At 68.1% G+C, this 20201-nt stretch carries 31 protein-coding genes; 25 read left to right on the forward strand and 6 right to left on the reverse strand.

Translation table 11 applies throughout. The features are described 5' to 3' along the window. The first annotated feature begins 7 nt into the window (after positions 1-7). The 3 genes from tuf to ABTX24_RS15440 all read left to right on the forward strand — a co-directional run bounded on the left by tuf (position 8) and on the right by ABTX24_RS15440 (position 2758). On the forward strand, positions 8-1201 hold the full coding sequence (tuf, locus tag ABTX24_RS15430) for an elongation factor Tu (RefSeq protein ID WP_141806232.1): 1194 nt from the start codon (positions 8-10) through the stop codon (positions 1199-1201). Between the two features lie 171 nt (positions 1202-1372). Then, positions 1373-2101 carry a tRNA (guanosine(46)-N7)-methyltransferase TrmB gene (gene trmB / locus ABTX24_RS15435; RefSeq protein ID WP_350840741.1) on the forward strand — a complete coding sequence of 243 codons (729 nt, stop codon included), beginning with the start codon at positions 1373-1375 and terminating at the stop codon, positions 2099-2101. Between the two features lie 57 nt (positions 2102-2158). After that, positions 2159-2758, forward strand: coding sequence for a hypothetical protein (locus ABTX24_RS15440; protein ID WP_350840743.1), 600 nt, complete (start codon positions 2159-2161; stop codon positions 2756-2758). Between the two features lie 69 nt (positions 2759-2827). Here ABTX24_RS15440 and ABTX24_RS15445 read toward each other — a convergent pair whose 3' ends face one another. Then, positions 2828-3685, reverse strand: coding sequence for an RDD family protein (locus ABTX24_RS15445; RefSeq protein ID WP_350840745.1), 858 nt, complete (start codon positions 3683-3685; stop codon positions 2828-2830). A gap of 23 nt (positions 3686-3708) precedes the next feature. Between ABTX24_RS15445 and ABTX24_RS15450 the strand changes: the two genes are divergently transcribed. After that, positions 3709-4704 (forward strand): stage II sporulation protein M, encoded by a 996-nt coding sequence (locus tag ABTX24_RS15450; protein ID WP_350840747.1) that lies wholly within the window; start codon positions 3709-3711, stop codon positions 4702-4704. On the opposite strand, the gene ABTX24_RS15455 is transcribed toward ABTX24_RS15450, so the two are convergent. From ABTX24_RS15455 to ABTX24_RS15475, 5 genes are read right to left on the reverse strand one after another with little or no spacing between them, the layout of a single operon-like run. Beyond that, positions 4701-6002 carry a DUF58 domain-containing protein gene (locus tag ABTX24_RS15455; RefSeq protein WP_350840749.1) on the reverse strand — a complete coding sequence of 434 codons (1302 nt, stop codon included), beginning with the start codon at positions 6000-6002 and terminating at the stop codon, positions 4701-4703. The genes ABTX24_RS15450 and ABTX24_RS15455 overlap by 4 nt on opposite strands. Beyond that, positions 5999-6982: an AAA family ATPase gene (locus tag ABTX24_RS15460; protein WP_160026998.1), complete on the reverse strand. Its 984-nt coding sequence runs from the start codon at positions 6980-6982 to the stop codon at positions 5999-6001. The genes ABTX24_RS15455 and ABTX24_RS15460 overlap by 4 nt, the downstream gene beginning before the upstream one ends. Next, the gene (locus ABTX24_RS15465) at positions 6979-8124 is read right to left on the reverse strand and encodes a DUF4350 domain-containing protein (RefSeq protein ID WP_350840751.1); all 1146 of its coding nucleotides are present in this window, start codon (positions 8122-8124) and stop codon (positions 6979-6981) included. Before ABTX24_RS15465 ends, ABTX24_RS15460 begins: the two co-directional genes overlap by 4 nt. Further along, entirely contained in the window at positions 8121-8732 is a 612-nt protein-coding gene (locus tag ABTX24_RS15470) for a DUF4129 domain-containing protein (protein ID WP_350840753.1), read from the reverse strand. The genes ABTX24_RS15465 and ABTX24_RS15470 overlap by 4 nt, the downstream gene beginning before the upstream one ends. Next, on the reverse strand, positions 8729-9850 hold the full coding sequence (locus ABTX24_RS15475) for a hypothetical protein (RefSeq protein ID WP_350840754.1): 1122 nt from the start codon (positions 9848-9850) through the stop codon (positions 8729-8731). The genes ABTX24_RS15470 and ABTX24_RS15475 overlap by 4 nt, the downstream gene beginning before the upstream one ends. Before the next feature lie 414 nt (positions 9851-10264). Here ABTX24_RS15475 and rpsJ point away from each other — a divergent pair, with 414 nt between their 5' ends. The 21 genes from rpsJ to rplO all read left to right on the forward strand — a co-directional run bounded on the left by rpsJ (position 10265) and on the right by rplO (position 20130). Then, the gene (gene rpsJ / locus ABTX24_RS15480) at positions 10265-10573 is read left to right on the forward strand and encodes a 30S ribosomal protein S10 (RefSeq protein ID WP_008360994.1); all 309 of its coding nucleotides are present in this window, start codon (positions 10265-10267) and stop codon (positions 10571-10573) included. 10 nt (positions 10574-10583) lie between these two features. Beyond that, the gene (gene rplC / locus ABTX24_RS15485; protein ID WP_091052379.1) at positions 10584-11240 is read left to right on the forward strand and encodes a 50S ribosomal protein L3; all 657 of its coding nucleotides are present in this window, start codon (positions 10584-10586) and stop codon (positions 11238-11240) included. Positions 11241-11242: 2 nt separating this feature from the next. After that, positions 11243-12136: a 50S ribosomal protein L4, sunset domain variant gene (rplD, locus tag ABTX24_RS15490; RefSeq protein WP_160027006.1), complete on the forward strand. Its 894-nt coding sequence runs from the start codon at positions 11243-11245 to the stop codon at positions 12134-12136. After that, positions 12133-12429, forward strand: a complete 297-nt coding sequence (rplW, locus tag ABTX24_RS15495) for a 50S ribosomal protein L23 (RefSeq protein WP_008360999.1) — start codon at positions 12133-12135, stop codon at positions 12427-12429. The genes rplD and rplW overlap by 4 nt, the downstream gene beginning before the upstream one ends. Positions 12430-12445: 16 nt before the next feature. After that, positions 12446-13282, forward strand: a complete 837-nt coding sequence (gene rplB / locus ABTX24_RS15500; RefSeq protein WP_160027008.1) for a 50S ribosomal protein L2 — start codon at positions 12446-12448, stop codon at positions 13280-13282. A gap of 3 nt (positions 13283-13285) precedes the next feature. Then, a complete protein-coding gene (gene rpsS, locus ABTX24_RS15505) occupies positions 13286-13567 on the forward strand; it encodes a 30S ribosomal protein S19 (RefSeq protein ID WP_008361004.1) in 282 nt (93 codons plus the stop codon). After that, positions 13564-13983 carry a 50S ribosomal protein L22 gene (rplV, locus tag ABTX24_RS15510; protein WP_160027010.1) on the forward strand — a complete coding sequence of 140 codons (420 nt, stop codon included), beginning with the start codon at positions 13564-13566 and terminating at the stop codon, positions 13981-13983. The genes rpsS and rplV overlap by 4 nt, the downstream gene beginning before the upstream one ends. Continuing rightward, on the forward strand, positions 13983-14810 hold the full coding sequence (gene rpsC / locus ABTX24_RS15515) for a 30S ribosomal protein S3 (protein WP_008361007.1): 828 nt from the start codon (positions 13983-13985) through the stop codon (positions 14808-14810). The genes rplV and rpsC overlap by 1 nt, the downstream gene beginning before the upstream one ends. A 3-nt stretch (positions 14811-14813) precedes the next feature. Then, positions 14814-15233 (forward strand): 50S ribosomal protein L16, encoded by a 420-nt coding sequence (gene rplP / locus ABTX24_RS15520; protein ID WP_008361009.1) that lies wholly within the window; start codon positions 14814-14816, stop codon positions 15231-15233. Continuing rightward, complete coding sequence (gene rpmC, locus ABTX24_RS15525) at positions 15233-15475, forward strand: 50S ribosomal protein L29 (protein WP_008361011.1); 243 nt, start codon at positions 15233-15235, stop codon at positions 15473-15475. The genes rplP and rpmC overlap by 1 nt, the downstream gene beginning before the upstream one ends. Positions 15476-15477: 2 nt before the next feature. Then, on the forward strand, positions 15478-15756 hold the full coding sequence (gene rpsQ, locus ABTX24_RS15530) for a 30S ribosomal protein S17 (RefSeq protein ID WP_091052388.1): 279 nt from the start codon (positions 15478-15480) through the stop codon (positions 15754-15756). A gap of 172 nt (positions 15757-15928) precedes the next feature. Next, positions 15929-16297, forward strand: coding sequence for a 50S ribosomal protein L14 (gene rplN, locus ABTX24_RS15535; RefSeq protein ID WP_008361015.1), 369 nt, complete (start codon positions 15929-15931; stop codon positions 16295-16297). Beyond that, complete coding sequence (rplX, locus tag ABTX24_RS15540) at positions 16297-16656, forward strand: 50S ribosomal protein L24 (RefSeq protein ID WP_141806214.1); 360 nt, start codon at positions 16297-16299, stop codon at positions 16654-16656. Before rplN ends, rplX begins: the two co-directional genes overlap by 1 nt. A gap of 2 nt (positions 16657-16658) precedes the next feature. Next, positions 16659-17219 (forward strand): 50S ribosomal protein L5, encoded by a 561-nt coding sequence (rplE, locus tag ABTX24_RS15545; protein ID WP_091052391.1) that lies wholly within the window; start codon positions 16659-16661, stop codon positions 17217-17219. Between the two features lies 1 nt (position 17220). Next, positions 17221-17406 (forward strand): type Z 30S ribosomal protein S14, encoded by a 186-nt coding sequence (locus ABTX24_RS15550; RefSeq protein ID WP_017932844.1) that lies wholly within the window; start codon positions 17221-17223, stop codon positions 17404-17406. 86 nt (positions 17407-17492) lie between these two features. Further along, positions 17493-17900 carry a 30S ribosomal protein S8 gene (gene rpsH / locus ABTX24_RS15555; protein ID WP_040755997.1) on the forward strand — a complete coding sequence of 136 codons (408 nt, stop codon included), beginning with the start codon at positions 17493-17495 and terminating at the stop codon, positions 17898-17900. Between the two features lie 22 nt (positions 17901-17922). Beyond that, positions 17923-18477, forward strand: a complete 555-nt coding sequence (gene rplF / locus ABTX24_RS15560) for a 50S ribosomal protein L6 (protein WP_160027012.1) — start codon at positions 17923-17925, stop codon at positions 18475-18477. Next, positions 18477-18860, forward strand: coding sequence for a 50S ribosomal protein L18 (rplR, locus tag ABTX24_RS15565; protein ID WP_008361025.1), 384 nt, complete (start codon positions 18477-18479; stop codon positions 18858-18860). Before rplF ends, rplR begins: the two co-directional genes overlap by 1 nt. A 34-nt stretch (positions 18861-18894) precedes the next feature. After that, positions 18895-19506: a 30S ribosomal protein S5 gene (rpsE, locus tag ABTX24_RS15570; protein WP_350840756.1), complete on the forward strand. Its 612-nt coding sequence runs from the start codon at positions 18895-18897 to the stop codon at positions 19504-19506. Next, complete coding sequence (gene rpmD / locus ABTX24_RS15575) at positions 19506-19688, forward strand: 50S ribosomal protein L30 (protein WP_008361029.1); 183 nt, start codon at positions 19506-19508, stop codon at positions 19686-19688. The genes rpsE and rpmD overlap by 1 nt, the downstream gene beginning before the upstream one ends. A gap of 1 nt (position 19689) precedes the next feature. Beyond that, positions 19690-20130, forward strand: a complete 441-nt coding sequence (rplO, locus tag ABTX24_RS15580) for a 50S ribosomal protein L15 (protein WP_091052397.1) — start codon at positions 19690-19692, stop codon at positions 20128-20130. Positions 20131-20201: the final 71 nt, after the last annotated feature.

A 20201-nucleotide genomic window follows, 5' to 3' on the forward strand; every position in this document is an offset into this window, starting at 1 on the left:
GCCCACAGTGGCTAAGGCGAAGTTCGAGCGGAACAAGCCGCACGTCAACATCGGCACCATCGGTCACATCGACCACGGTAAGACGACCCTTACCGCGGCGATCTCGAAGGTGCTGCACGCGAAGTACCCGGACCTGAACCCGGAGTTCGCGTTCGAGGACATCGACAAGGCCCCCGAGGAGCGCCAGCGCGGGATCACGATCTCGATCGCGCACATCGAGTACCAGACCGAGTCGCGTCACTACGCTCACGTCGACTGCCCGGGTCACGCGGACTACATCAAGAACATGATCACCGGTGCCGCGCAGATGGACGGCGCGATCCTCGTGGTCGCCGCCACCGACGGCCCGATGCCGCAGACCAAGGAGCACGTGCTCCTGGCCCGCCAGGTCGGCGTGCCGTCGATCGTCGTCGCGCTCAACAAGTGCGACATGGTCGACGACGAGGAGCTCATCGAGCTCGTCGAGATGGAGGTGCGCGAGCTCCTCAGCGAGTACGAGTTCCCGGGTGACGACCTCCCGGTCGTGCGCGTTGCCGCTTACCCCGCCCTGCAGGGCGAGCAGAAGTGGATGGACTCGGTCGCCGAGCTCATGCAGGCCGTCGACGACTACATCCCGACCCCGGCTCGTGAGACCGACAAGCCGTTCCTGATGCCCGTTGAGGACGTCTTCACGATCACCGGTCGTGGCACCGTCATCACCGGTCGTATCGAGCGCGGCATCGTCAAGGTCGGCGAGGAGGTCGAGATCGTCGGCATCCGCGAGACCTCGCAGAAGTCGACCGTCACCGGCGTCGAGATGTTCCGCAAGCTGCTCGACGAGGGTCAGGCCGGCGAGAACGTCGGGCTGCTGCTCCGCGGCACCAAGCGCGAGGACGTCGAGCGCGGCATGGTTGTCATCAAGCCGGGCACCACGACCCCCCACACCAACTTCGAGGGCTCTGTCTACATCCTCTCGAAGGAGGAGGGTGGCCGTCACACCCCGTTCTTCAACAACTACCGTCCGCAGTTCTACTTCCGGACCACGGACGTGACCGGCGTTGTGACCCTCCCCGAGGGCACCGAGATGGTCATGCCGGGTGACAACACCGAGATGTCGGTCGAGCTCATCCAGCCCATCGCGATGGACGAGGGTCTGAAGTTCGCTATCCGTGAGGGCGGTCGCACCGTCGGCGCGGGTCGGGTTACGAAGATCATCAAGTGATCGTCTGACTAACGTGAAGGGCCCCCGGAGCCGAAAGGCGAAGGGGGTCCTTCGCGTTAGACAGATGCTCCTTGATGCTTAGGAAAGCGCTGACTCGGCGCAAACGGACCGGAGCGAAGCGAGGACCGGATTGCGCCGCGTCGGCGCGCCACGAGACCAAGGCAAGAAGAAATGACAGACCCAAACCACCCAGTACGCACTCCGCGGCCCCACCAGAAGCTCCTCGACGACGGCCGCACCGTCCGCGAGGTCCTCACCTACACCCGCCGCGGCAGCCGCCTGGACGCCAAGCAGCAGAAGGCGTGGGACGCGTACGCAGCCGAGTGGGTGATCCCCGACGAGGCGGTCGACGAGCCCGGTTTCTCCCTGGAGAGCTGGTTCGGTCGCAAGGCCCCGCTGATCGTGGACATCGGCGGCGGCGTGGGGGAGGCGACCGCGGTGCTGGCGGCCAACCGTCCCGAGGCCAACATCCTGGCACTGGAGGTATGGCGCCCCGGTGTCGCGGAGAGCCTCGCCCGGGTGGGCGCCGCAGGCGCGACGAACGTTCGGTTCTGCAGCGTCGATGCGCTCTGGACACTCGAGAATCTGGTCGAGCCGGGCTCGGTCAGCGAGATCTGGACGTTCTTCCCCGACCCGTGGCACAAGACCCGCCACCACAAGCGGCGACTGGTGACGCCCGCCAACGCGCGGATGATCGCGGAGCGGTTGACTCCCGGCGGCATCTGGCGGCTGGCGACCGACTGGGTCGAGTATGCCGAGCAGATGGTCGAGGTCCTCGACGCCGAGCAGCTGCTGAGCGGTGGCGTCGTCGAGCGTTGGGACGAGCGCCCGGTGACCAAGTTCGAGCGCAAGGGACTGGCCAAGGACCGGGTCATCACCGACCTGCTCTACCGGCGTTGACCCGAACTGCCCGTGTCGTGACTGATCTGTAGACGCGGAACCGCGAAGATCAGCGGCATGAAGTTGTACGCCGACAGGCCCCCACGCCTCGCCGCCCAGCTGCTCGCCGACCTGCTGACGGTGGCGTGGATCGCCGGGTGGGTCCTTATCGGCAGATTCGTCCACGAGATGGTCTCGGCGCTCGCCGTACCCGGCGAGAAGATGGACGACGCCGGCACCTCGCTCTCCGCGAAGATGCTCGAGGCGGCCGGGAAGGTCGATGACCTGCCGCTGGTCAAGGACGGCATCGCGGTCCCGTTCGAGGGCGCCGCGAAGGCCGCCGACCAGCTCCGTGCGGCGGGGGAGGCCCAAGTCGACGCCGTGTCCACCCTCGCGATCTGGCTCGCCGTCGGGGTCGTTGTCGTCCCGGTGCTGATGTGGCTGATGATCTACGTACCGCTGCGATGGCGGTTCATCCGCAACGCGACCTCGACCCAGCGGTTCCTGGAGGCTGGCAGCGGCACCGATCTGCTGGCCCTCAGGGCGATCTCCACCCAGCCGCTGCACAAGCTGACCAAGATCAGCGACAACCCCGCGCAGGCCTGGCGCGACGGTGATGCGGAGGTGGTGAGGAAGCTTGCTGCGTTGGAGCTGCGGTCGGTCGGGTTGAAGGGGTAGTCCGGGAGCGAACTGCCCATATACCCGCGAGTAATGGGCAGTTGGATCCCGGACTACCCCGACCGGGCGCTAGCCGCGAGCCGTCAGCCGCGCCCGTAGTTCCTCGTCGCGAGCCAGCCTCGCTGCATCACGATCCCTCCGGGTGGCGAGCACTGCGGCCAGGTAGGCCTCCGGTGGGGTGCCCGGGGGTGGGCCAGGGGCGACGTACGTCTGCATGTGGGTCGCCAGGCGCTCGGCGAGAGCGTGTCGGCGGACCGGGTCGGTGTAGGTGCCGACCTCGCCGGAGAGGAACCGTCGCACCGCCAAGGACAGTCCGACCGGGATCGTGGCGACGTCCGCGCGAGAGGCCCAGGCAGCGAGCCCCGGGGGCATCTGGATCGGTGCCGGGGGACGCAGTGGCACCCGCACGCGGATGACGTACGTCCCGGCCGCGATGTCGCCCAGCCGCTTGCCTCGCGGGTGGATCATCGCGGTGAGGAAGGCGGCGGCGCCGCTGGTGGCGTAGATCTCGACGACGCCGATCAGGGCACGTACGAACGCATGGTGGAAGCTGATCGCCCCGCCGTCGTCGCGCACCGTCCTGAGACCGAGCGCGAGCTTGCCGAGCGAGCGCCCACGGGTGAGCGTCTCGATGGCCGTCGGGAAGACCACGAGGACCGAGGCTGTGGCCGCGATGTAGGCAGCCCAGGCCAGGGCCTCGTCGGTCGTGGGCGCGGCGGTCATGAAGACGAACAGCGTCACGATCAGCAGCGCCATCACCACGATCACGTCGATGAGGCCCGACAGCAGCCGCATCCCCAGCCCGGCGGCCGGAAGGTCGAGGGCGACCGCGTCTCCGGTGATCAGGTCGTCGTCGGTGAGCAGTTCCCGTTCTTGGGGGCGCTGCTCCTGGGGGCGTCGCTCGGGCGATTGCGGCGCGGAGGTCATGGCGGTCAGCGTACGCTGCGGGCGTGGATCTCGACGCGTATCTGGCCGCTACCGCCGCCGACCGGACGAGGCTCGAGCAGCTGCTGGCCGAGCGCCGGCTGAGCGGTGCCCAGGCAGACGAGCTGGTCGAGCTCTATCAGCGGGTGAGCACCCAGCTCTCGGTCGTACGCAGCAACGCCCCCGACCCGACGGCCGTCCAGCATCTCTCGGTGCTGCTGGCCGCTGCCCGCAACCGCACCACCGGCACCCGGACGAGCACCTGGTCGGGGTTCCTGCGGTTCTTCACGCATCGGTTCCCGGCCGCGCTCTACCGCCTGCGCTGGTGGTGGCTGGGGATGATGGTGGCCAACATCGTGGTCACCGCGGTCATGATCTGGTGGCTGCTGCGCCACCCGGAGGTCGAGCAGTCGTTGCTCGGACCGGAGCAGGTCAAGCAGCTGGTCGAGCACGACATCGAGGGTTACTACAGCGAGCACGCTGCCTCGTCGTTCGCCACCCAGGTCTGGGTCAACAACGTCTGGGTCTCGTTCATCTGCATCGCCCTGGGTGTGCTCGGGCTGCCGGTGATCTACTCCATGCTCCAGAACATCTCCAACCTGGCGATCCTCGGCACCCTGATGCACCGCCACGACCGCGGCGGCCTCTTCTGGGGCCTGATCCTTCCTCACGGGCTGCTGGAGCTGACCGCCGTCTTCGTCGCCGGCGCCGTCGGGCTGCGTATCTTCTGGTCCTGGATCGACCCCGGCTCGCTGACCCGCGGGCAGTCGATGGCCCGCGAGGGCCGCACCGCCGCCGGCATCGCCCTCGGCCTCATCGTCGTGCTCCTGATCTCCGGCATCATCGAGGCCTTCGTCACCCCCTCACCCCTCCCCACCTGGGCCCGCGTCGGCATCGGCATCCTCGCCGAGCTCGCCTTCTTCGCGTACGTCTTCATCGTCGGCCGCGCCGCCGCGTCCCACGGCGAGACCGGCGACATCGACGACCGCCTGCTCGAGGACAGGGTCGCCACCCAGTCCTAGAGCTGACCGGTGGCCTTGAGCTGCAGGTAGTGGTCGGCGAGAGCGGGCGGGAGGGACTCGGCGTCGGCGTCGACGATGTCGACGCCGAGGGTGCGGAGCATGGCGGCGGTGTGGTCGCGGCGGCGGAGGGTCTGCTCGGCGGCGGCCGCGGCGTACACGTCCTCGAGGGTGTCGCGGGAGGCGGCGGTGGCCTCGAGCTCGGGGTCGCGGACGGAGGCGATGACGACGCGGTGGTGCTGGGTCAGGACCGGGAGGACGGGGAGGAGCGACTCCTCGATCGCGTGCGGGTCGAGGGGAGTCAGCAGGACGACGAGCGCGCGGTGGCGGCCGAGGCCCGCGACCGCGCCGGCGAGGTTGGACCAGTCGGCCTCGGCGATGACCGGCTCGAAGTCGGCCATCGTCTCCTGCAGCCGCTGGGTGACGTCGCGCTGGCCGGCGAGCCGGACCCGGGAGCGTACGCGCAGGTCGCCGGCGATGAAGTCGATCCGGTCGCCTGCCCGAGACGCGATGGCGGCGAGCAGGAGCCCGGCATCCATCGCGGAGTCGAGGCGTGGCACGCCGCCGCCGGCGCCCTCGATCCGGCCGGCCGAGGTGCGCGAGGTGTCGAGCACGAGCACCACGCGTCGGTCCCGCTCCGGCTGCCAGGTGCGGACCACGACCGTGCGGGAGCGGGCGGTGGTGCGCCAGTCGATGGAGCGTACGTCGTCACCGCGCACGTACTCCCGCAGCGAGTCGAACTCCGTCCCCTGCCCGCGCACCCGGACCGCCGCCCGGCCGTCGAGCTCGCGCAGACGCTGAAGCCGCGAGGGCAGGTGCTTGCGCGACTCGAAGGCGGGAAGCACCCGCACCGAGCCCTCCACCGGGATCGTGCGCTGCCGGGCGCCCAGACCCAAGGGCCCGTACGCCCTCACCGTCACGCCCAACGCCCGCAGATCCCCGCGGCGCCGCGGCTGCAGCGGCGTACGCAGCCTGGTGCTGTCGCCGCGACCGAGCCGGATCCGATGCCGGTTGTGATGGGCGCCTGCGGTGGGCTGCCAGGCATCGCGCACCAGGGCCCGGAAGCCGCGGGCGGGGGAGCGGACCACCAGCTCCGACGTCGTCGACTCGCCCAGCCTGATCCCGCCGAGCGAAGCCCGGCTGATCTCCAGGGTCGCGGGTTTCGGTGCCAGGAGTACGTCGAGCAGTGCCAGCACCACCACGAGCAGGATCCACATCGCCGCCGTCCCGGCAGTCGGCCTCAGCACGACCGGGACGATGCCGGCGAGCATCAGCAGCGTGACCCGCCAGGTGATGGTCATCGCGGAACGGGGACGGCGCCGATGGCGGAGGAGAGGACCTGGGAGACCTGGACGCCCTCGAGCTCGGCCTCGGGGCGCAGGGCCAGGCGGTGGGCGAGAGTGGCGTGGGCGAGCGACTTCACGTCGTCGGGAGTCACGAAGTCGCGGCCCGCGAGCCAGGCCCAGGCGCGCGCGGACCGGAGCAGCGCGGTGGCGCCTCGCGGGGAGACCCCCGCCGACAGCGACGGGGACTCGCGGGTCGCCCGGGCGATGTCGACGATGTAGCCGGTGACCTCGGGGGAGACCTGGACGGAGCCGACGTGCTGGCGCGCGGCCTCGATGTCGGCGCCGGACGCCACGGCCGTGACCCCGGCGCCGGCGACGTCGCGCGGGTCGAAGCCGGAGGCGTGGCGGTTGAGGATCTGGACCTCGTCGGAGCGCGAGGGCACCGGGAGGACGACCTTCAGCAGGAACCGGTCCAGCTGGGCCTCCGGGAGCGGGTAGACGCCTTCGTACTCGATCGGGTTCTGGGTCGCGGCCACCAGGAACGGGCGCGGCAGCGCGCGGGTGACCCCGTCGACCGAGACCTGGCCCTCCTCCATCGCCTCGAGCAGCGCCGACTGGGTCTTCGGCGGGGTGCGGTTGATCTCGTCGGCCAGGAGCAGGTTGGTGAAGACCGGCCCCTCCCGGAAGGTGAGCTCGCCGTGGGAGGACTCGACCACCATCGACCCGGTGATGTCGCCGGGCATCAGGTCGGGGGTGAACTGCACCCGGCGGGTCTCGACCGAGAGCGCCGCCGACAGCGACCGCACCAGCAGGGTCTTGGCGGTGCCGGGTACGCCCTCCATGAGCACGTGGCCGCCGCACACCAGCGCGACCAGTAGCCCGGAGACCGCGGCGTCCTGCCCGACGACCGCCTTGGCGACCTCGGCCCGGACCGCGGTGAGCCGCTCCCGTGCGCCGTCGGGCGACACGTTGGCGATGGTCTCGGATTGGGTCATGGGTGTCGTACCTCTTCCTCAAGGGCAGCCAGCGCGTTGGCCAGCGTGATCAGGTCTTGGTCGTTCTCGATCGGGGCGTCGGTGAGCAGCGAGGAGACCTCGAGATCGGGTCGTCCGGTGTGCTGGACGACGGCGCGTACGACGGCCTCCGGGGTGACGTCGCGCCCCAGCCGCAGCCGCCGGGCGAGGCGGGTGCGAGCGGCGTGCCGCAGCGTCGTCGCGGCGTGCGTGCGGTCGCCGGAACGGCGGTAGAGCCGACCCAGGCTGCGCGTCGTCTCCCCGGCCCGGACGTGAACCGGCAACGGCTCGACCGCCAGTGGACCCAGCCTCCGCCCGCGGGCGATGGCGAAGGCGACGACGGCGAGCAGCAGGAGCCACAGGGCCGGCTTGATCCAGCGCGGCAGCAGCGAGCTGGGGGAGTGGGCCTCGTCGGGCGCGAGGTCCTCGAAGGAGGGGACGTACCAGACCAGGTGGTCGTTCTCGCCCAGCAGCCGCAGCGCCACCGCCGCGTTGTCCGCCCGCAGGATCTGGTCGTTGGTCAGCACCTGCGGCGCGCCCCAGACGGTGAGCCCCTCGGCGGGCGCGAGCACCGCGCCGCCCTCGTGCGTGAAGCAGGAGCCGGTGTCGTACGCGGTGACCGCATCGGCCTGGATGCTGAGCCCTTCCCAGCGCGGGTCGTCGCAACCGGCCTCGACCTTCTCGGGCGTCTGGGCGACCGCATAGGGGATGCCGAGCATCGCCGACACGTAGGGAGCGGGCTCGGCCAGGATCAGCCCGGCGGCATCGTCGGTGCGCTCGCGCAGCCGGGAGGCGGTGTCCTCGCCGAGCGCGTCGGTGCCCGTCACGAAGACCGTGGTGTTCCGCCCGATCTCGGTGCTCTCCAGGCGCTTCGACGAGCGGACGATCTCGACCTCCACACCGTGGTCCTCGAGCACCTCGACCAGCGCCCGGGTGCCGTCGGGGTCGGGGCTCTCGGGGTCGTACGCCGCAAAGGACTCTCCGCCCTTCGGCGTCGCGATGTACGCCAGCACGACCGCGATCACGAAGGCCAGCGCGACGATCAGAAGCGGCCGGTTCCGTCGGAACCAGCCCAAGCGTCCGGCGGTCGCGTCCGCCGGGCTCGCCGGCGCCTGCGTGCTCATCGCGCCACCGCCAGCTCCTGCTCGAGAGCGAGGACGCCCTCGGCCTGCTCACGCGTGGCGGGGTGGTGGCCGTAGAGCACCTCGTTGAACAGCTCCGCGGCCTGCCCGGCGCGGCCCTCGAGCGACATCTCCCGCTCCAGGCTCGCGGCGACCTCGGCGGCGGTCAGCCCGGGATCCTCCGCGAGCCGGCCGCGCTCGACCTGTCGCCGGGCCAGGGCCCGGAACCCGTCGATGACCGCGGCGCCGTGATCCCCTGAGGCGTACGCAGCCTCGGCCCGCGCCCGGAGCGCGGCCGCGGAGAGCGACTCGTCGGTGAGGACGTCGCCGTTGCGGTCGCGGGCGACCCGAGGACTGCGCCGGGCCCGCGAGACCAGCAGGCCGATCCCGACCAGGAGCGCCGCGAAGACGACCATCGCGGCGACGGTCTGAGCCCAGGGCACGTCGCCGACCGACGGCAGGCCGTCGGACAGGGTGCGCTCGATCCAGCGCAGGATCCGCTCGATGAGGTCGAGGTCGTGGTACTCCGGGTCGGCCAGCTCGCGCCGAAGCCAGGAGCGACCCTCCTCGGGCGTCGGCGTCAGAGGAGGAGTCTGTTGGAGGAGGATCATCTGCTCAGCAGCCCGGCCTGCTCCATCAGCTCGACCTCGTAGGACTCCTTGCGGATGCGCTGGTCGAGATACTGCAGGTTGGTCACCGCGCCGCTGAACGGGGTCACGATCGCAGCGGAGATCACGGTTGAGACGGCGCTGCCGGCGATGGTCGCCAGGAAGTAGAGGTCCGGCTGGACGATGCCCACGACGCTGGCGACCAGGCTGATCGGGAAGGCGACGATCTGGGAGGCGAAGCCGACGATGATGGCGGCAAGCAGCCAGATCCCGAAGAGCCGCCAGAACTGCCTGGCCGACAGGTTCCAGGCCCGTCCGATGGCGCCGAAGACACCGGTGCTCTCCAGCATCAGCGCCGGCACCGCGAGCAGGTAGAGCCGCACCGTCAGGAAGAGGACGGCCACGATCAGCAGCAGGAACATCAGGATGCCGACCAGGATCGCCGGGACGGGACTGTCGACGACGAGCGCGAGCACCACCACGGGAGTCGCCGCGATCGCCAGGACCAGGGTGAAGGTCACCGCGCTCAGCAGCGCCAGCCCGATCAGCCGCCAGCGGTTGCCGTGGGTCGCCGCCCACGCCTGCGCGAGGGTGAGCTTGCGGCCGATCGCGGCGGCATGGGCGACGTGGGAGATCATCCCGGCCACCAGGATCGCGCCGATCGCCTGCAGGACCGAGCCGAGGAAGAAGGAGCCGAAGGCCACCAGCATGCCGATGATCTCTGCGCCGCCGGGCGAGTAGTCGGGGTCCTCGAGGCCGGTCCCCAACCCCTCCAGGCTGTCGCCGGTGATGGTCATCGCCGCGGTCACGCCCAGCGGGATGGCCATCGCGACCGCCGCCACGAGGACCGAGGCACCGACCGTGGCGCCGGGGTTGAAGCGTACGAGCCGGAAGGCGCCGTCGAGCATGTCGCCGAGGCCCAACGGACGCAGCGGGATCGCTCCCGGCTTGTGGGCCGGCGGCAGCGGCTGGGCCCACGCCGGATGCACCGGTGGGGACTGCACCGGCTGGGACTGCACCGGCTGGGACTGCACCGGCTGGCCCGGCGGGGGTGGGGTCGACGGGTTCGCCGCGCCCTGGTGAGGTTGCTCACCCGGTGGGGGTGGCCACACTCCTGACATCCTGATGCTCCTCGTCGCGACGACCGGCGAACTCGCTCGGTTGGGGGCATCCTCTCAGAGCGACCCAGACGACATCGTTGATTTGGAGCCACCTGCGTACGCGTGACAAGATTCTCTGGTTGCTCCGGTGAACTGTTCGCTGGGGTGCGCACACCTTGACTACTGAATCGCGTCACCTGAGCAGGCTGATCAGCCTGTCCGGATGTGGTCTGTGGTCGCCGTGTGCCCATCCCGAAGGCGTGGTTCCAGTGAAGCTGATGGTGAAAGTCCCGTCGAGAACTCGGCGTTCGCTTGTGGAAAATAAGCGACACGCCCGACCGCGGGGGTCGGAGCCAGAGGTGAGCAACCGGGCCGACTCAGCCGGAGGAAGCCTGTAGCACGCGGCACGCTGACCAAGAAGGACGAGAGAGACAGATGGCGGGACAGAAGATCCGCATCAGGCTCAAGGCCTATGACCACGAGGTGATCGACACCTCGGCGCGAAAGATCGTGGACACGGTCACCCGTACGGGTGCCAAGGTCGCCGGCCCGGTGCCGCTGCCGACCGAGAAGAACGTGTACTGCGTCATCCGCTCGCCCCACAAGTACAAGGACTCGCGCGAGCACTTCGAGATGCGCACCCACAAGCGCCTCATCGACATCATCGACCCGACCCCGAAGACTGTTGACTCCCTCATGCGGCTCGACCTGCCTGCTGGTGTCGACATCGAGATCAAGCTCTGAGGTTGACGACATGACGATCGAACGCAACGTGAAGGGTCTCCTGGGCACCAAGCTCGGCATGACCCAGCTGTGGGACGAGAACAACGTCGTCGTCCCCGTGACCGTCATCGCGGCGAACACCAACGTCGTGACCCAGGTCCGCACCCCCGAGGCTGACGGCTACAACGCCGTGCAGATCGGCTACGGCGAGATCGACGGCCGCAAGGTGAACAAGCCGGGCGCCGGCCAGTTCGAGAAGGCCGGCACCACGCCGCGCCGCCACCTGGCCGAGATCCGCACCGCCGACGCCGCGTCGTACTCCGCCGGCCAGGAGCTCCCCGTCGACACCTTCGCCATCGGCGAGGAGATCGACGTGACGGGCACCTCGAAGGGCAAGGGTTTCGCGGGCACCATGAAGCGTCACGGCTTCTCCGGTGTCGGTGCCTCCCACGGTGCCCACCGCAACCACCGCAAGCCGGGATCGATCGGCGCTTGCGCCACCCCGGGTCGCGTGTTCAAGGGCGTCCGCATGGCCGGTCACATGGGTACTGACACCGTCACCACCCAGAACCTGACCGTGCACGCCGTCGACACCGAGAAGGGCCTCATCCTGGTCAAGGGCGCCATTCCTGGCCCCAAGGGTGGCCTCGTGGTCCTCCGCTCGGCTGCTAAGAAGCTGGAGGCCTGATCATGGCTATCAAGACTGTCAAGGTCGACTTCCCGGCTGAGATCTTCGATGTTGAGGTCAACATCCCGCTGATCCACCAGGTCGTCGTCGCGCAGCAGGCCGCTGCGCGCCAGGGCACGCACTCCACCAAGACCCGCGGCGAGGTCCGCGGCGGTGGACGCAAGCCCTACAAGCAGAAGGGCACCGGTCGCGCCCGTCAGGGTTCGACCCGCGCGCCGCAGTTCGCCGGTGGTGGCACCGTCCACGGCCCGCAGCCGCGTGACTACAGCCAGCGCACCCCCAAGAAGATGAAGGCTGCCGCCCTCCGCGGTGCCCTCTCCGACCGGGCTCGTGCCGGCCAGATCCACGTGGCCGAGTTCACCCTCGAGGCGCCCTCGACCAAGACCGCGCTGACCGCCCTCAAGGCGATCTCGGACGTCAAGCGTTACCTCGTCGTCCTGGACCGCTCCGAGTCCGTCGCCGCGCTGAGCCTGCGCAACGCCCCTGAGGTGCACCTGCTCTGGGCCGACCAGCTCAACACCTACGACGTCCTCGTCTCCGACGACGTTGTCTTCTCCAAGCCGGCCTTCGAGGTCTTCATCTCGGGCAAGCCGGTCGTCGCCGCCAAGGAGACCGTCACCATCGGTGAGGTCGAGAAGGACGCGATCAAGGAGGCTGCCGTCGAGCCCGCCAAGGAGATCGACCTCCCCGAGGGCGCTGTCGCGCCGCTCGAGGACGGCTCGGCTCCCGAGGGCTTCGACATCAAGGGCAACGTCAAGGGCAAGGACAAGAAGTTCCACGCCCCGGGCGGCCGTTGGTACGAGTCCACCAAGGCGGAGTTCTACTTCAAGTCCGCCGAGGACGCCATCGCGGCTGGTTTCGTTGAGGCCGGCAAGAAGAAGGAGGCCGACAAGTGAGCACGCTGCACTACGACCCCCGCGACATCCTGATCGCGCCGGTGGTCTCCGAGAAGAGCTACGGCCTCCTCGACCAGAACAAGTACACCTTCATCGTTCGCCCCGACGCGAACAAGACCGAGATCAAGATCGCGGTCGAGAAGGTGTTCGACGTCAAGGTGACCTCGGTCAACACGATCAACCGCAAGGGCAAGGCCCGTCGTACGCGTTACGGCCTGGGCAAGCGCCCCGACACCAAGCGCGCGATCGTCTCCCTGGCTGAGGGCGACCGCATCGACATCTTCGGCGCGTGAGAAGGACTGACTGAACATGGCTATTCGTAAGTACAAGCCGACCACCCCGGGCCGTCGTGGCTCGTCGGTGGCCGACTTCGCCGAGATCACTCGGACCACGCCGGAGAAGTCGCTGACGGTGCCCCTTCCCAAGAAGGGCGGCCGCAACAACCAGGGCCGTATCACCACCCGCCACAAGGGTGGTGGCCACAAGCGGGCCTACCGGATCATCGACTTCCGTCGCTACGACAAGGACGGCGTGCCGGCCAAGGTCGCTCACATCGAGTACGACCCGAACCGCACCGCCCGTATCGCCCTGCTGCACTACTTCGACGGCGAGAAGCGCTACATCCTCGCGCCCGTCGGCGTGAGCCAGGGCACCGTCGTGGAGTCCGGTCCCACCGCCGACATCAAGCCCGGCAACAACCTCCCGCTGCGCAACATCCCGGTTGGTACCACCATCCACGCTGTTGAGCTGCGTCCGGGTGGCGGCGCGAAGATCGCCCGCTCCGCCGGCATGAGTGCCCAGCTGGTCGCTCGTGAGGGCTCCAAGGCCACGCTGCGTATGCCTTCGGGTGAGATGCGTTTCGTCGACGTGCGCTGCCGCGCCACCGTCGGTGAGGTCGGCAACGCCGAGCAGTCCAACATCAACTGGGGTAAGGCCGGCCGTATGCGGTGGAAGGGCGTTCGCCCGACCGTCCGCGGTGTCGTCATGAACCCGGTCGACCACCCGCACGGTGGTGGTGAGGGTAAGACCTCTGGTGGCCGTCACCCGGTCAGCCCCTGGGGTAAGCCCGAGGGCCGTACGCGTAAGCGCAAGGCCTCTGACTCGCAGATCATCCGCCGCCGTAAGAGCGGGAAGGGTAGGAAGTAAGCAATGCCTCGCAGCCTGAAGAAGGGCCCCTTCATCGACGACCACCTTCAGAAGAAGGTGGACGCCGAGAACGAGAAGGGCACCCACAACGTGATCAAGACCTGGTCGCGCCGCTCGATGATCGTGCCCGAGATGATCGGTCACACCATCGCGGTGCACGACGGTCGCAAGCACGTCCCGGTCTTCGTGTCCGACTCGATGGTCGGTCACAAGCTGGGCGAGTTCGCCCCGACCCGCACGTTCAAGGGTCACATCAAGGACGACCGGAAGGGACGCCGTCGATGACCACCACCGAACGGCAGCGCATCAGCGCCCGCCGCGACTCCCTGCTCGGCGACCAGCCGGGTGCCTTCGCGAGTGCCCGCTTCGTGCGGATCACCCCGCTGAAGGCACGCCGCGTCGTCGACCTGGTCCGCGGCCTGCCCGTCGACGAGGCTCTGTCCCTGCTGCAGTTCGCGCCGCAGGCAGCCTCCGAGACTGTTTACAAGGTTCTCGAGAGCGCCATCGCCAACGCGGTGACGACCGAGGGTCTGGACCGTGACGACCTCGTCGTCTCGGTCGCCATGGTCGACGAAGGTCCGACCATGAAGCGCTGGCGTCCCCGCGCCCAGGGCCGTGCGACCCGCATCAACAAGCGGACCTCGCACATCACCCTGGTCGTGCAGCCGGCCGACGTCGTCGAGAAGGGCGGTAAGAAGTAATGGGTCAGAAGATCAACCCGAACGGCTTCCGCCTGGGCATCTCGACCGACCACAAGTCGCGTTGGTACGCCGACAAGCAGTACAAGGAGTACGTCGGCGAGGACGTCAAGATCCGCAAGCTGCTCAGCAAGGGCATGGAGCGGGCCGGCATCGCCAAGGTCGAGATCGAGCGCACCCGTGACCGCGTCCGTGTGGACATCCACACCGCGCGTCCCGGCATCGTCATCGGTCGCCGCGGCGCCGAGGCCGACCGCCTCCGCACCGAGCTGGAGAAGCTCACCGGCAAGCAGGTTCAGCTGAACATCCTCGAGGTCAAGAACCCCGAGGTCGACGCTCAGCTGGTCGCCCAGGGTGTCGCCGAGCAGCTCAGCGGTCGTGTGCAGTTCCGTCGCGCGATGCGTAAGGCCATGCAGACCACCATGCGCTCCGGTGCCAAGGGCATCCGGATCCAGTGCTCGGGTCGTCTGAACGGCGCGGAGATGTCGCGTACCGAGTTCTACCGCGAGGGTCGCGTGCCGCTGCACACCCTTCGCGCGGACATCGACTACGGCTTCTACGAGGCCCGCACGACCTTCGGCCGCATCGGCGTGAAGGTCTGGATCTACAAGGGCGAGGTCTCCGGATCGCGCGCCGAGCGTCAGGCCGCCCAGGCCGCCCGTGCGGGCGTCCCGGGTCGCGGTGGCAACGACCGTCGCGGTGGCCGCGGCGACCGTCCGTCGCGTGGCTCCCGTGGTGACCGCCCGAACCGCGCTGACCGCGCGGCGAAGACTGAGGCGCCGGCTGCCGCTGAGGCTCCCGCCGCCGAGACCACGTCCCAGGAGGGCTGACCCATGCTGATGCCCCGTCGCGTCAAGCACCGCAAGCAGCACCACCCGAAGCGCACTGGCGTGGCCAAGGGTGGCACCAAGCTGGCCTTCGGTGACTACGGCATCCAGGCGATCGAGGGTCACTACGTGACCAACCGCCAGATCGAGGCAGCGCGTATCGCGATGACTCGTCACATCAAGCGAGGCGGCAAGGTGTGGATCAACATCTACCCCGACGTCCCGCTGACCAAGAAGCCTGCTGAGACCCGCATGGGTTCCGGTAAGGGCTCGCCCGAGTGGTGGGTCGCCAACGTCAAGCCGGGCCGCGTCATGTTCGAGCTCTCCGGTGTCGACGAGAACACGGCCCGCGAGGCGATGCGCCGCGCGATCCACAAGCTGCCCATGAAGTGCCGTTTCATCACGCGAGAGGCTGGTGAGTTCTGATGGCTAACTCCCTGCAGGCGTTCGAGCTGGACGAGCTCACCGACGTCGACCTCGAGGCGAAGCTGCGCGAGGCGAAGGAGGAGCTGTTCAACCTCCGGTTCCAGGCGGCCACCGGCCAGCTGGAGAGCCACGGTCGGCTCCGCACCGTCAAGAAGGACATCGCCCGGATCTACACCGTGGTGCGTGAGCGCGAGCTCGGCATCCGCGTGGCCCCGGGCACCGAGACCACCGAGGAGGCCTGATCATGGCTGAGTCCACCACGGACACCACCGAGCGCAACACGCGCAAGGTGCGCGAGGGCCTCGTCGTCAGCGACAAGATGGACAAGACCATCGTCGTCGAGGTCGAGGACCGCGTGAAGCACCCGCTCTACGGCAAGGTCATGCGCCGTAGCAGCAAGCTCAAGGCTCACGACGAGCAGAACACCGCCGGCATCGGCGACCGCGTCCTGGTCATGGAGACCCGGCCGCTGTCCGCCACCAAGCGGTGGCGCCTCGTCGAGGTCGTCGAGCGCGCCAAGTGATCCTCGTCTCGTAAGAGACGGATCCGGCTGGCGACAAACGTCGCCAAATTGACCAAAGGGCGCAGGTCCAGCGACCATTGTTCGCTGGGCCTGTGCCCATCAAATCCCATTACGTTCGGCAAGGCTCGACCGCCCTGGATGCGGTTGAGAACCAGCTCGACAAGGAGAAGTAATGATCCAGCAGGAGTCGCGACTCAAGGTCGCCGACAACACTGGTGCGAAGGAGATCCTTTGCATTCGTGTGCTCGGTGGTTCCGGTCGTCGCTACGCCGGCATCGGCGACACCATCGTCGCCACCGTCAAGGACGCTATCCCCGGTGGCAACGTGAAGAAGGGTGACGTCGTCAAGGCCGTCATCGTGCGCACCGTCAAGGAGCGCCGCCGCGCTGACGGCTCGTACATCCGCTTCGACGAGAACGCCGCCGTCATTCTCAAGAACGACGGCGAGCCGCGAGGCACCCGCATCTTCGGCCCTGTCGGCCGTGAGCTGCGCGACAAGAAGTTCATGAAGATCATCTCGCTCGCGCCGGAGGTGCTGTGATGGGTCGCTCGCACATCAAGAAGGGCGACACCGTCAAGGTGATCGCTGGTAAGGACAAGGGCGGCTCCGGCAAGGTGATCGCTGTCCTCACCCAGGAGGACCGTGTCATCGTCGAGGGCATCAACCTCGTCAAGAAGCACACCAAGGTCCAGGACCAGGGCGGCCGCGCCGGCACCACCGGCGGCATCGTGAACACCGAGGCCCCGATCCACGTTTCCAACGTCCAGCTGCTCGAGGGTGGCGAGCCGGTTCGCGTCGGCTTCCGCCGTGAGACGGTCCAGAAGCGTCGTCCCGACGGGTCGACGTACGCCGCCGAGCGCAGCGTTCGCATCTCGCGCAAGACCGGTAAGGACATCTGATCATGACCGACACCGCTGTGGCCCCGCGCCTCAAGACGAAGTACCGCGAGGAGATCGCCCCGGCCCTGCAGGCCGAGTTCGAGATCCCGAATGTCATGCAGATCCCCGGTCTGACCAAGATCGTCGTCAACATGGGTGTGGGCGAGGCTGCTCGCGACTCCAAGCTGATCGAGGGCGCTGTCAACGACCTGACCGCGATCACCGGCCAGAAGCCGCTGATCAACAAGGCGAAGAAGTCCATCGCGCAGTTCAAGCTGCGTGAGGGCATGCCGATCGGTGCGCACGTCACGCTGCGCGGCGACCGCATGTGGGAGTTCCTCGACCGCCTGCTCTCGCTCGCGCTGCCCCGCATCAGGGACTTCCGCGGTCTCAACGGCAAGCAGTTCGACGGCAACGGCAACTACACCTTCGGTCTCACCGAGCAGGTCATGTTCCACGAGATCAACCAGGACAAGATCGACCGCTCGCGGGGCATGGACATCACCCTCGTGACGACTGCCACCAACGACGACCAGGGTCGCGCGCTGCTCAAGGCGCTCGGCTTCCCGTTCAAGGAGAACTGAGATGGCGAAGACCGCTCTCAAGGTGAAGGCCGCCCGCAAGCCGAAGTTTGCGGTTCGCGGTTACACCCGCTGCCAGCGCTGCGGCCGCCCGAAGGCTGTGTTCCGCAAGTTCGGCCTGTGCCGTATCTGCCTGCGCGAGATGGCCCACCGGGGCGAGCTGCCCGGCGTCACCAAGTCCTCCTGGTGAGCGATCACCGTTCCAACCACTGACGTTGAAGGTCCTCATGACTGTGTGTCGTGAGGAAACCACTACGAGAAAGGGCCGTTCGGCCAATGACGATGACTGACCCGATCGCAGACATGCTCACTCGTCTGCGTAACGCCAACCAGGCGTACCACGATGCGGTTTCGATGCCGTACAGCAAGCTGAAGCAGGGCGTCGCTGAGATCCTCCAGCAGGAGGGCTACATCACCAAGTACGAGGTGCTGGAGCCCACCGAGGGCCAGGTCGGCAAGACCCTGTCGATCACCCTCAAGTACGGCCGCAACCGTGAGCGCTCGATTGCCGGCGTACGCCGCATCAGCAAGCCCGGTCTGCGTGTCTACGCGAAGCACACCGGTCTCCCGAAGGTGCTCGGCGGCCTCGGCGTCGCGATCATCTCGACGAGCCAGGGTCTGCTGACCGACCGCCAGGCGAACAAGAAGGGCGTAGGTGGGGAAGTCCTCGCCTACGTCTGGTAATCAGGGAAGGGAGAGAGAAGACATGTCGCGTATTGGCAAGCTCCCCGTCCCGGTTCCGGCCGGCGTGGACGTCACCATCGACGGCCAGGTCGTGAGCGTCAAGGGCCCCAAGGGCTTCCTGTCGCACACCGTGGCCGAGCCGATCACCGTCGAGAAGGGCCAGGACGACGAGGGCCGTGGCGTCCTCGACGTCAAGCGCCCCGACGACAGCCGGGACAACAAGGCCCTCCACGGCCTGTCCCGCACGCTGATCAACAACATGGTCCTGGGTGTCACCGAGGGCTACGAGAAGAAGCTCGAGATCGTCGGCGTGGGTTACCGCGTGCTGTCGAAGGGCCCGACCAAGCTGGAGTTCCAGCTGGGTTACTCCCACTCGATCGTCTTCGACGCGCCCGAGGGCATCACCTTCACCACCGACGGTCCGACCAAGCTCGGTGTCGTCGGCATCGACAAGCAGCTCGTCGGTGAGGTCGCGGCCAACATTCGCAAGCTGCGCAAGCCGGAGCCCTACAAGGGCAAGGGCGTTCGTTACGCCGGCGAGAACATCCGCCGCAAGGTCGGAAAGGCTGGTAAGTGATGGCCATCTCGCTGTCGAACAACAAGCACACCGCTTCCCGTGTCCGCTCGCGCCTGCGTCGCCAGGCCCGCGGTCGCAAGAAGATCGAGGGTACGCCGGAGCGCCCGCGCCTCGTCGTGACCCGGTCGGCCAAGCACATCACCGCCCAGGTCGTCGACGACCTGGCCGGCAAGACGCTTGCCTCGGCTTCGACCATCGAGGGCGACCTGCGGTCGGCCTCCGGTGACAAGACCGCCAAGGCCAAGCAGGTCGGCGAGCTGGTTGCGTCGCGTGCCAAGGCCGCTGGGGTGGAGACCGTCGTCTTCGACCGTGCCGGCAACAAGTACCACGGCCGTGTCGCCGCGCTCGCCGATGGCGCGCGCGAGGCCGGTCTGACCTTCTGATCGCAACGATCGAACGAGAGAAGAGGAAAGTCTGATGAGCGGAGCCCAGCGCGGACAGCGTGGTGGCGAGCGCCGAGGTCGCGACGACCGTCGCAACCAGAGCGCCGACAAGACCGCCTACATCGAGAAGGTCGTCGCGATCAACCGAGTTGCCAAGGTCGTGAAGGGTGGTCGTCGCTTCAGCTTCACCGCCCTTGTGATCGTCGGTGACGGTGAAGGTCTGGTCGGCGTCGGCTACGGTAAGGCGAAGGAAGTTCCCGCGGCGATCGCCAAGGGTGTCGAGGAAGCGAAGAAGCACTTCTTCCGCGTTCCCCGCATCCAGGGCACGATCCCGCACCCGGTGCAGGGTGAGAAGGCCGCTGGCGTGGTCCTTCTTCGTCCGGCCGCCCCTGGTACCGGTGTCATCGCCGGTGGTCCGGTGCGCGCCGTCCTGGAGTGCGCCGGCATCCACGACGTGCTGAGCAAGTCGCTCGGTTCGTCCAACCAGATCAACATCGTCCACGCGACGGTGGAGGCCCTCAGGATGCTCGAGACGCCTGAGGCTGTCGCCGCCCGCCGTGGTCTCCCCGTTGAGGACGTCGCCCCGGACGCGCTGCTCAAGGCGCAGGCCGAGGCTACGGTTCCCGCTGTGGAGGTGTCGGCCTGATGGCGCAGCTGAAGGTCCAGCAGAAGAAGGGCCTCGTTGGTCTCAAGCAGAACCAGCGAGACACCCTGCGTACGCTCGGTCTCAAGCGGATCGGCGACGTGGTCGTCAAGGAGGACCGCCCGGAGATCCGCGGCATGGTCCAGACCGTCCGTCACCTGGTGACGGTCGAGGAGGTCGACTGATATGGCACTCAAGGTGCACAACCTGGCGCCGGCTCCCGGTGCCAAGAAGGCCAAGACCCGTGTGGGTCGTGGTGAGGCGTCCAAGGGTAAGACGGCCGGCCGTGGTACCAAGGGCACGAAGGCCCGTTACCAGGTCCCCGCTTACTTCGAGGGTGGCCAGACCCCGATGCACATGCGACTCCCCAAGCTGAAGGGTTTCAAGAACCCCTTCAAGGTGGAGTTCCAGGTCGTCAACCTCGACAAGCTCAACGAGCTTTTCCCCGAGGGTGGCGTCGTCACCCCCGAGACCCTGATCGAGAAGGGTGCCGTCCGCAAGGGCCACCCGGTCAAGGTCCTGGGCCAGGGTGACCTGACCGTCAAGGTCGAGATCAGCGCCAACGCCTTCTCCGGCACTGCCAAGGAGAAGATCGAGGCCGCTGGCGGAACTGTCACGGTTCTCTGACAGTTCTACTAACGTAGAGCCTGTCACGTGGGAGCGCGGCCGGGTCGCCCCTTCGGGGTCCCGACCGCGCT

This window comes from Nocardioides sp. NPDC127514, from assembly GCF_040302125.1.
Taxonomy (GTDB): domain Bacteria; phylum Actinomycetota; class Actinomycetes; order Propionibacteriales; family Nocardioidaceae; genus Nocardioides.

What these genes read in the sequence shown, in the direction of transcription:
- ABTX24_RS15455 (WP_350840749.1), bottom strand. Translation starts at nt 6,002, where the DNA reads ATGACCATCACCTGGCGGGTCACGCTGCTGATGCTCGCCGGCATCGTC.
- rplV (WP_160027010.1), top strand. Translation starts at nt 13,564, where the DNA reads ATGACCACCACCGAACGGCAGCGCATCAGCGCCCGCCGCGACTCCCTG.
- rplX (WP_141806214.1), top strand. Translation starts at nt 16,297, where the DNA reads ATGGGTCGCTCGCACATCAAGAAGGGCGACACCGTCAAGGTGATCGCT.
- rpmC (WP_008361011.1), top strand. Translation starts at nt 15,233, where the DNA reads ATGGCTAACTCCCTGCAGGCGTTCGAGCTGGACGAGCTCACCGACGTC.
- rplR (WP_008361025.1), top strand. Translation starts at nt 18,477, where the DNA reads ATGGCCATCTCGCTGTCGAACAACAAGCACACCGCTTCCCGTGTCCGC.
- rpmD (WP_008361029.1), top strand. Translation starts at nt 19,506, where the DNA reads ATGGCGCAGCTGAAGGTCCAGCAGAAGAAGGGCCTCGTTGGTCTCAAG.
- ABTX24_RS15460 (WP_160026998.1), bottom strand. Translation starts at nt 6,982, where the DNA reads ATGACCCAATCCGAGACCATCGCCAACGTGTCGCCCGACGGCGCACGG.
- rpsQ (WP_091052388.1), top strand. Translation starts at nt 15,478, where the DNA reads ATGGCTGAGTCCACCACGGACACCACCGAGCGCAACACGCGCAAGGTG.
- rplD (WP_160027006.1), top strand. Translation starts at nt 11,243, where the DNA reads ATGGCTATCAAGACTGTCAAGGTCGACTTCCCGGCTGAGATCTTCGAT.
- rpsS (WP_008361004.1), top strand. Translation starts at nt 13,286, where the DNA reads ATGCCTCGCAGCCTGAAGAAGGGCCCCTTCATCGACGACCACCTTCAG.
- rpsH (WP_040755997.1), top strand. Translation starts at nt 17,493, where the DNA reads ATGACGATGACTGACCCGATCGCAGACATGCTCACTCGTCTGCGTAAC.
- ABTX24_RS15465 (WP_350840751.1), bottom strand. Translation starts at nt 8,124, where the DNA reads ATGAGCACGCAGGCGCCGGCGAGCCCGGCGGACGCGACCGCCGGACGC.
- trmB (WP_350840741.1), top strand. Translation starts at nt 1,373, where the DNA reads ATGACAGACCCAAACCACCCAGTACGCACTCCGCGGCCCCACCAGAAG.
- rplO (WP_091052397.1), top strand. Translation starts at nt 19,690, where the DNA reads ATGGCACTCAAGGTGCACAACCTGGCGCCGGCTCCCGGTGCCAAGAAG.
- rpsJ (WP_008360994.1), top strand. Translation starts at nt 10,265, where the DNA reads ATGGCGGGACAGAAGATCCGCATCAGGCTCAAGGCCTATGACCACGAG.
- rplP (WP_008361009.1), top strand. Translation starts at nt 14,814, where the DNA reads ATGCTGATGCCCCGTCGCGTCAAGCACCGCAAGCAGCACCACCCGAAG.
- ABTX24_RS15440 (WP_350840743.1), top strand. Translation starts at nt 2,159, where the DNA reads ATGAAGTTGTACGCCGACAGGCCCCCACGCCTCGCCGCCCAGCTGCTC.
- ABTX24_RS15445 (WP_350840745.1), bottom strand. Translation starts at nt 3,685, where the DNA reads ATGACCTCCGCGCCGCAATCGCCCGAGCGACGCCCCCAGGAGCAGCGC.
- ABTX24_RS15550 (WP_017932844.1), top strand. Translation starts at nt 17,221, where the DNA reads ATGGCGAAGACCGCTCTCAAGGTGAAGGCCGCCCGCAAGCCGAAGTTT.
- rplB (WP_160027008.1), top strand. Translation starts at nt 12,446, where the DNA reads ATGGCTATTCGTAAGTACAAGCCGACCACCCCGGGCCGTCGTGGCTCG.
- ABTX24_RS15470 (WP_350840753.1), bottom strand. Translation starts at nt 8,732, where the DNA reads ATGATCCTCCTCCAACAGACTCCTCCTCTGACGCCGACGCCCGAGGAG.
- rpsE (WP_350840756.1), top strand. Translation starts at nt 18,895, where the DNA reads ATGAGCGGAGCCCAGCGCGGACAGCGTGGTGGCGAGCGCCGAGGTCGC.
- rplC (WP_091052379.1), top strand. Translation starts at nt 10,584, where the DNA reads ATGACGATCGAACGCAACGTGAAGGGTCTCCTGGGCACCAAGCTCGGC.
- ABTX24_RS15475 (WP_350840754.1), bottom strand. Translation starts at nt 9,850, where the DNA reads ATGTCAGGAGTGTGGCCACCCCCACCGGGTGAGCAACCTCACCAGGGC.
- rplF (WP_160027012.1), top strand. Translation starts at nt 17,923, where the DNA reads ATGTCGCGTATTGGCAAGCTCCCCGTCCCGGTTCCGGCCGGCGTGGAC.
- rplN (WP_008361015.1), top strand. Translation starts at nt 15,929, where the DNA reads ATGATCCAGCAGGAGTCGCGACTCAAGGTCGCCGACAACACTGGTGCG.
- rplE (WP_091052391.1), top strand. Translation starts at nt 16,659, where the DNA reads ATGACCGACACCGCTGTGGCCCCGCGCCTCAAGACGAAGTACCGCGAG.
- rpsC (WP_008361007.1), top strand. Translation starts at nt 13,983, where the DNA reads ATGGGTCAGAAGATCAACCCGAACGGCTTCCGCCTGGGCATCTCGACC.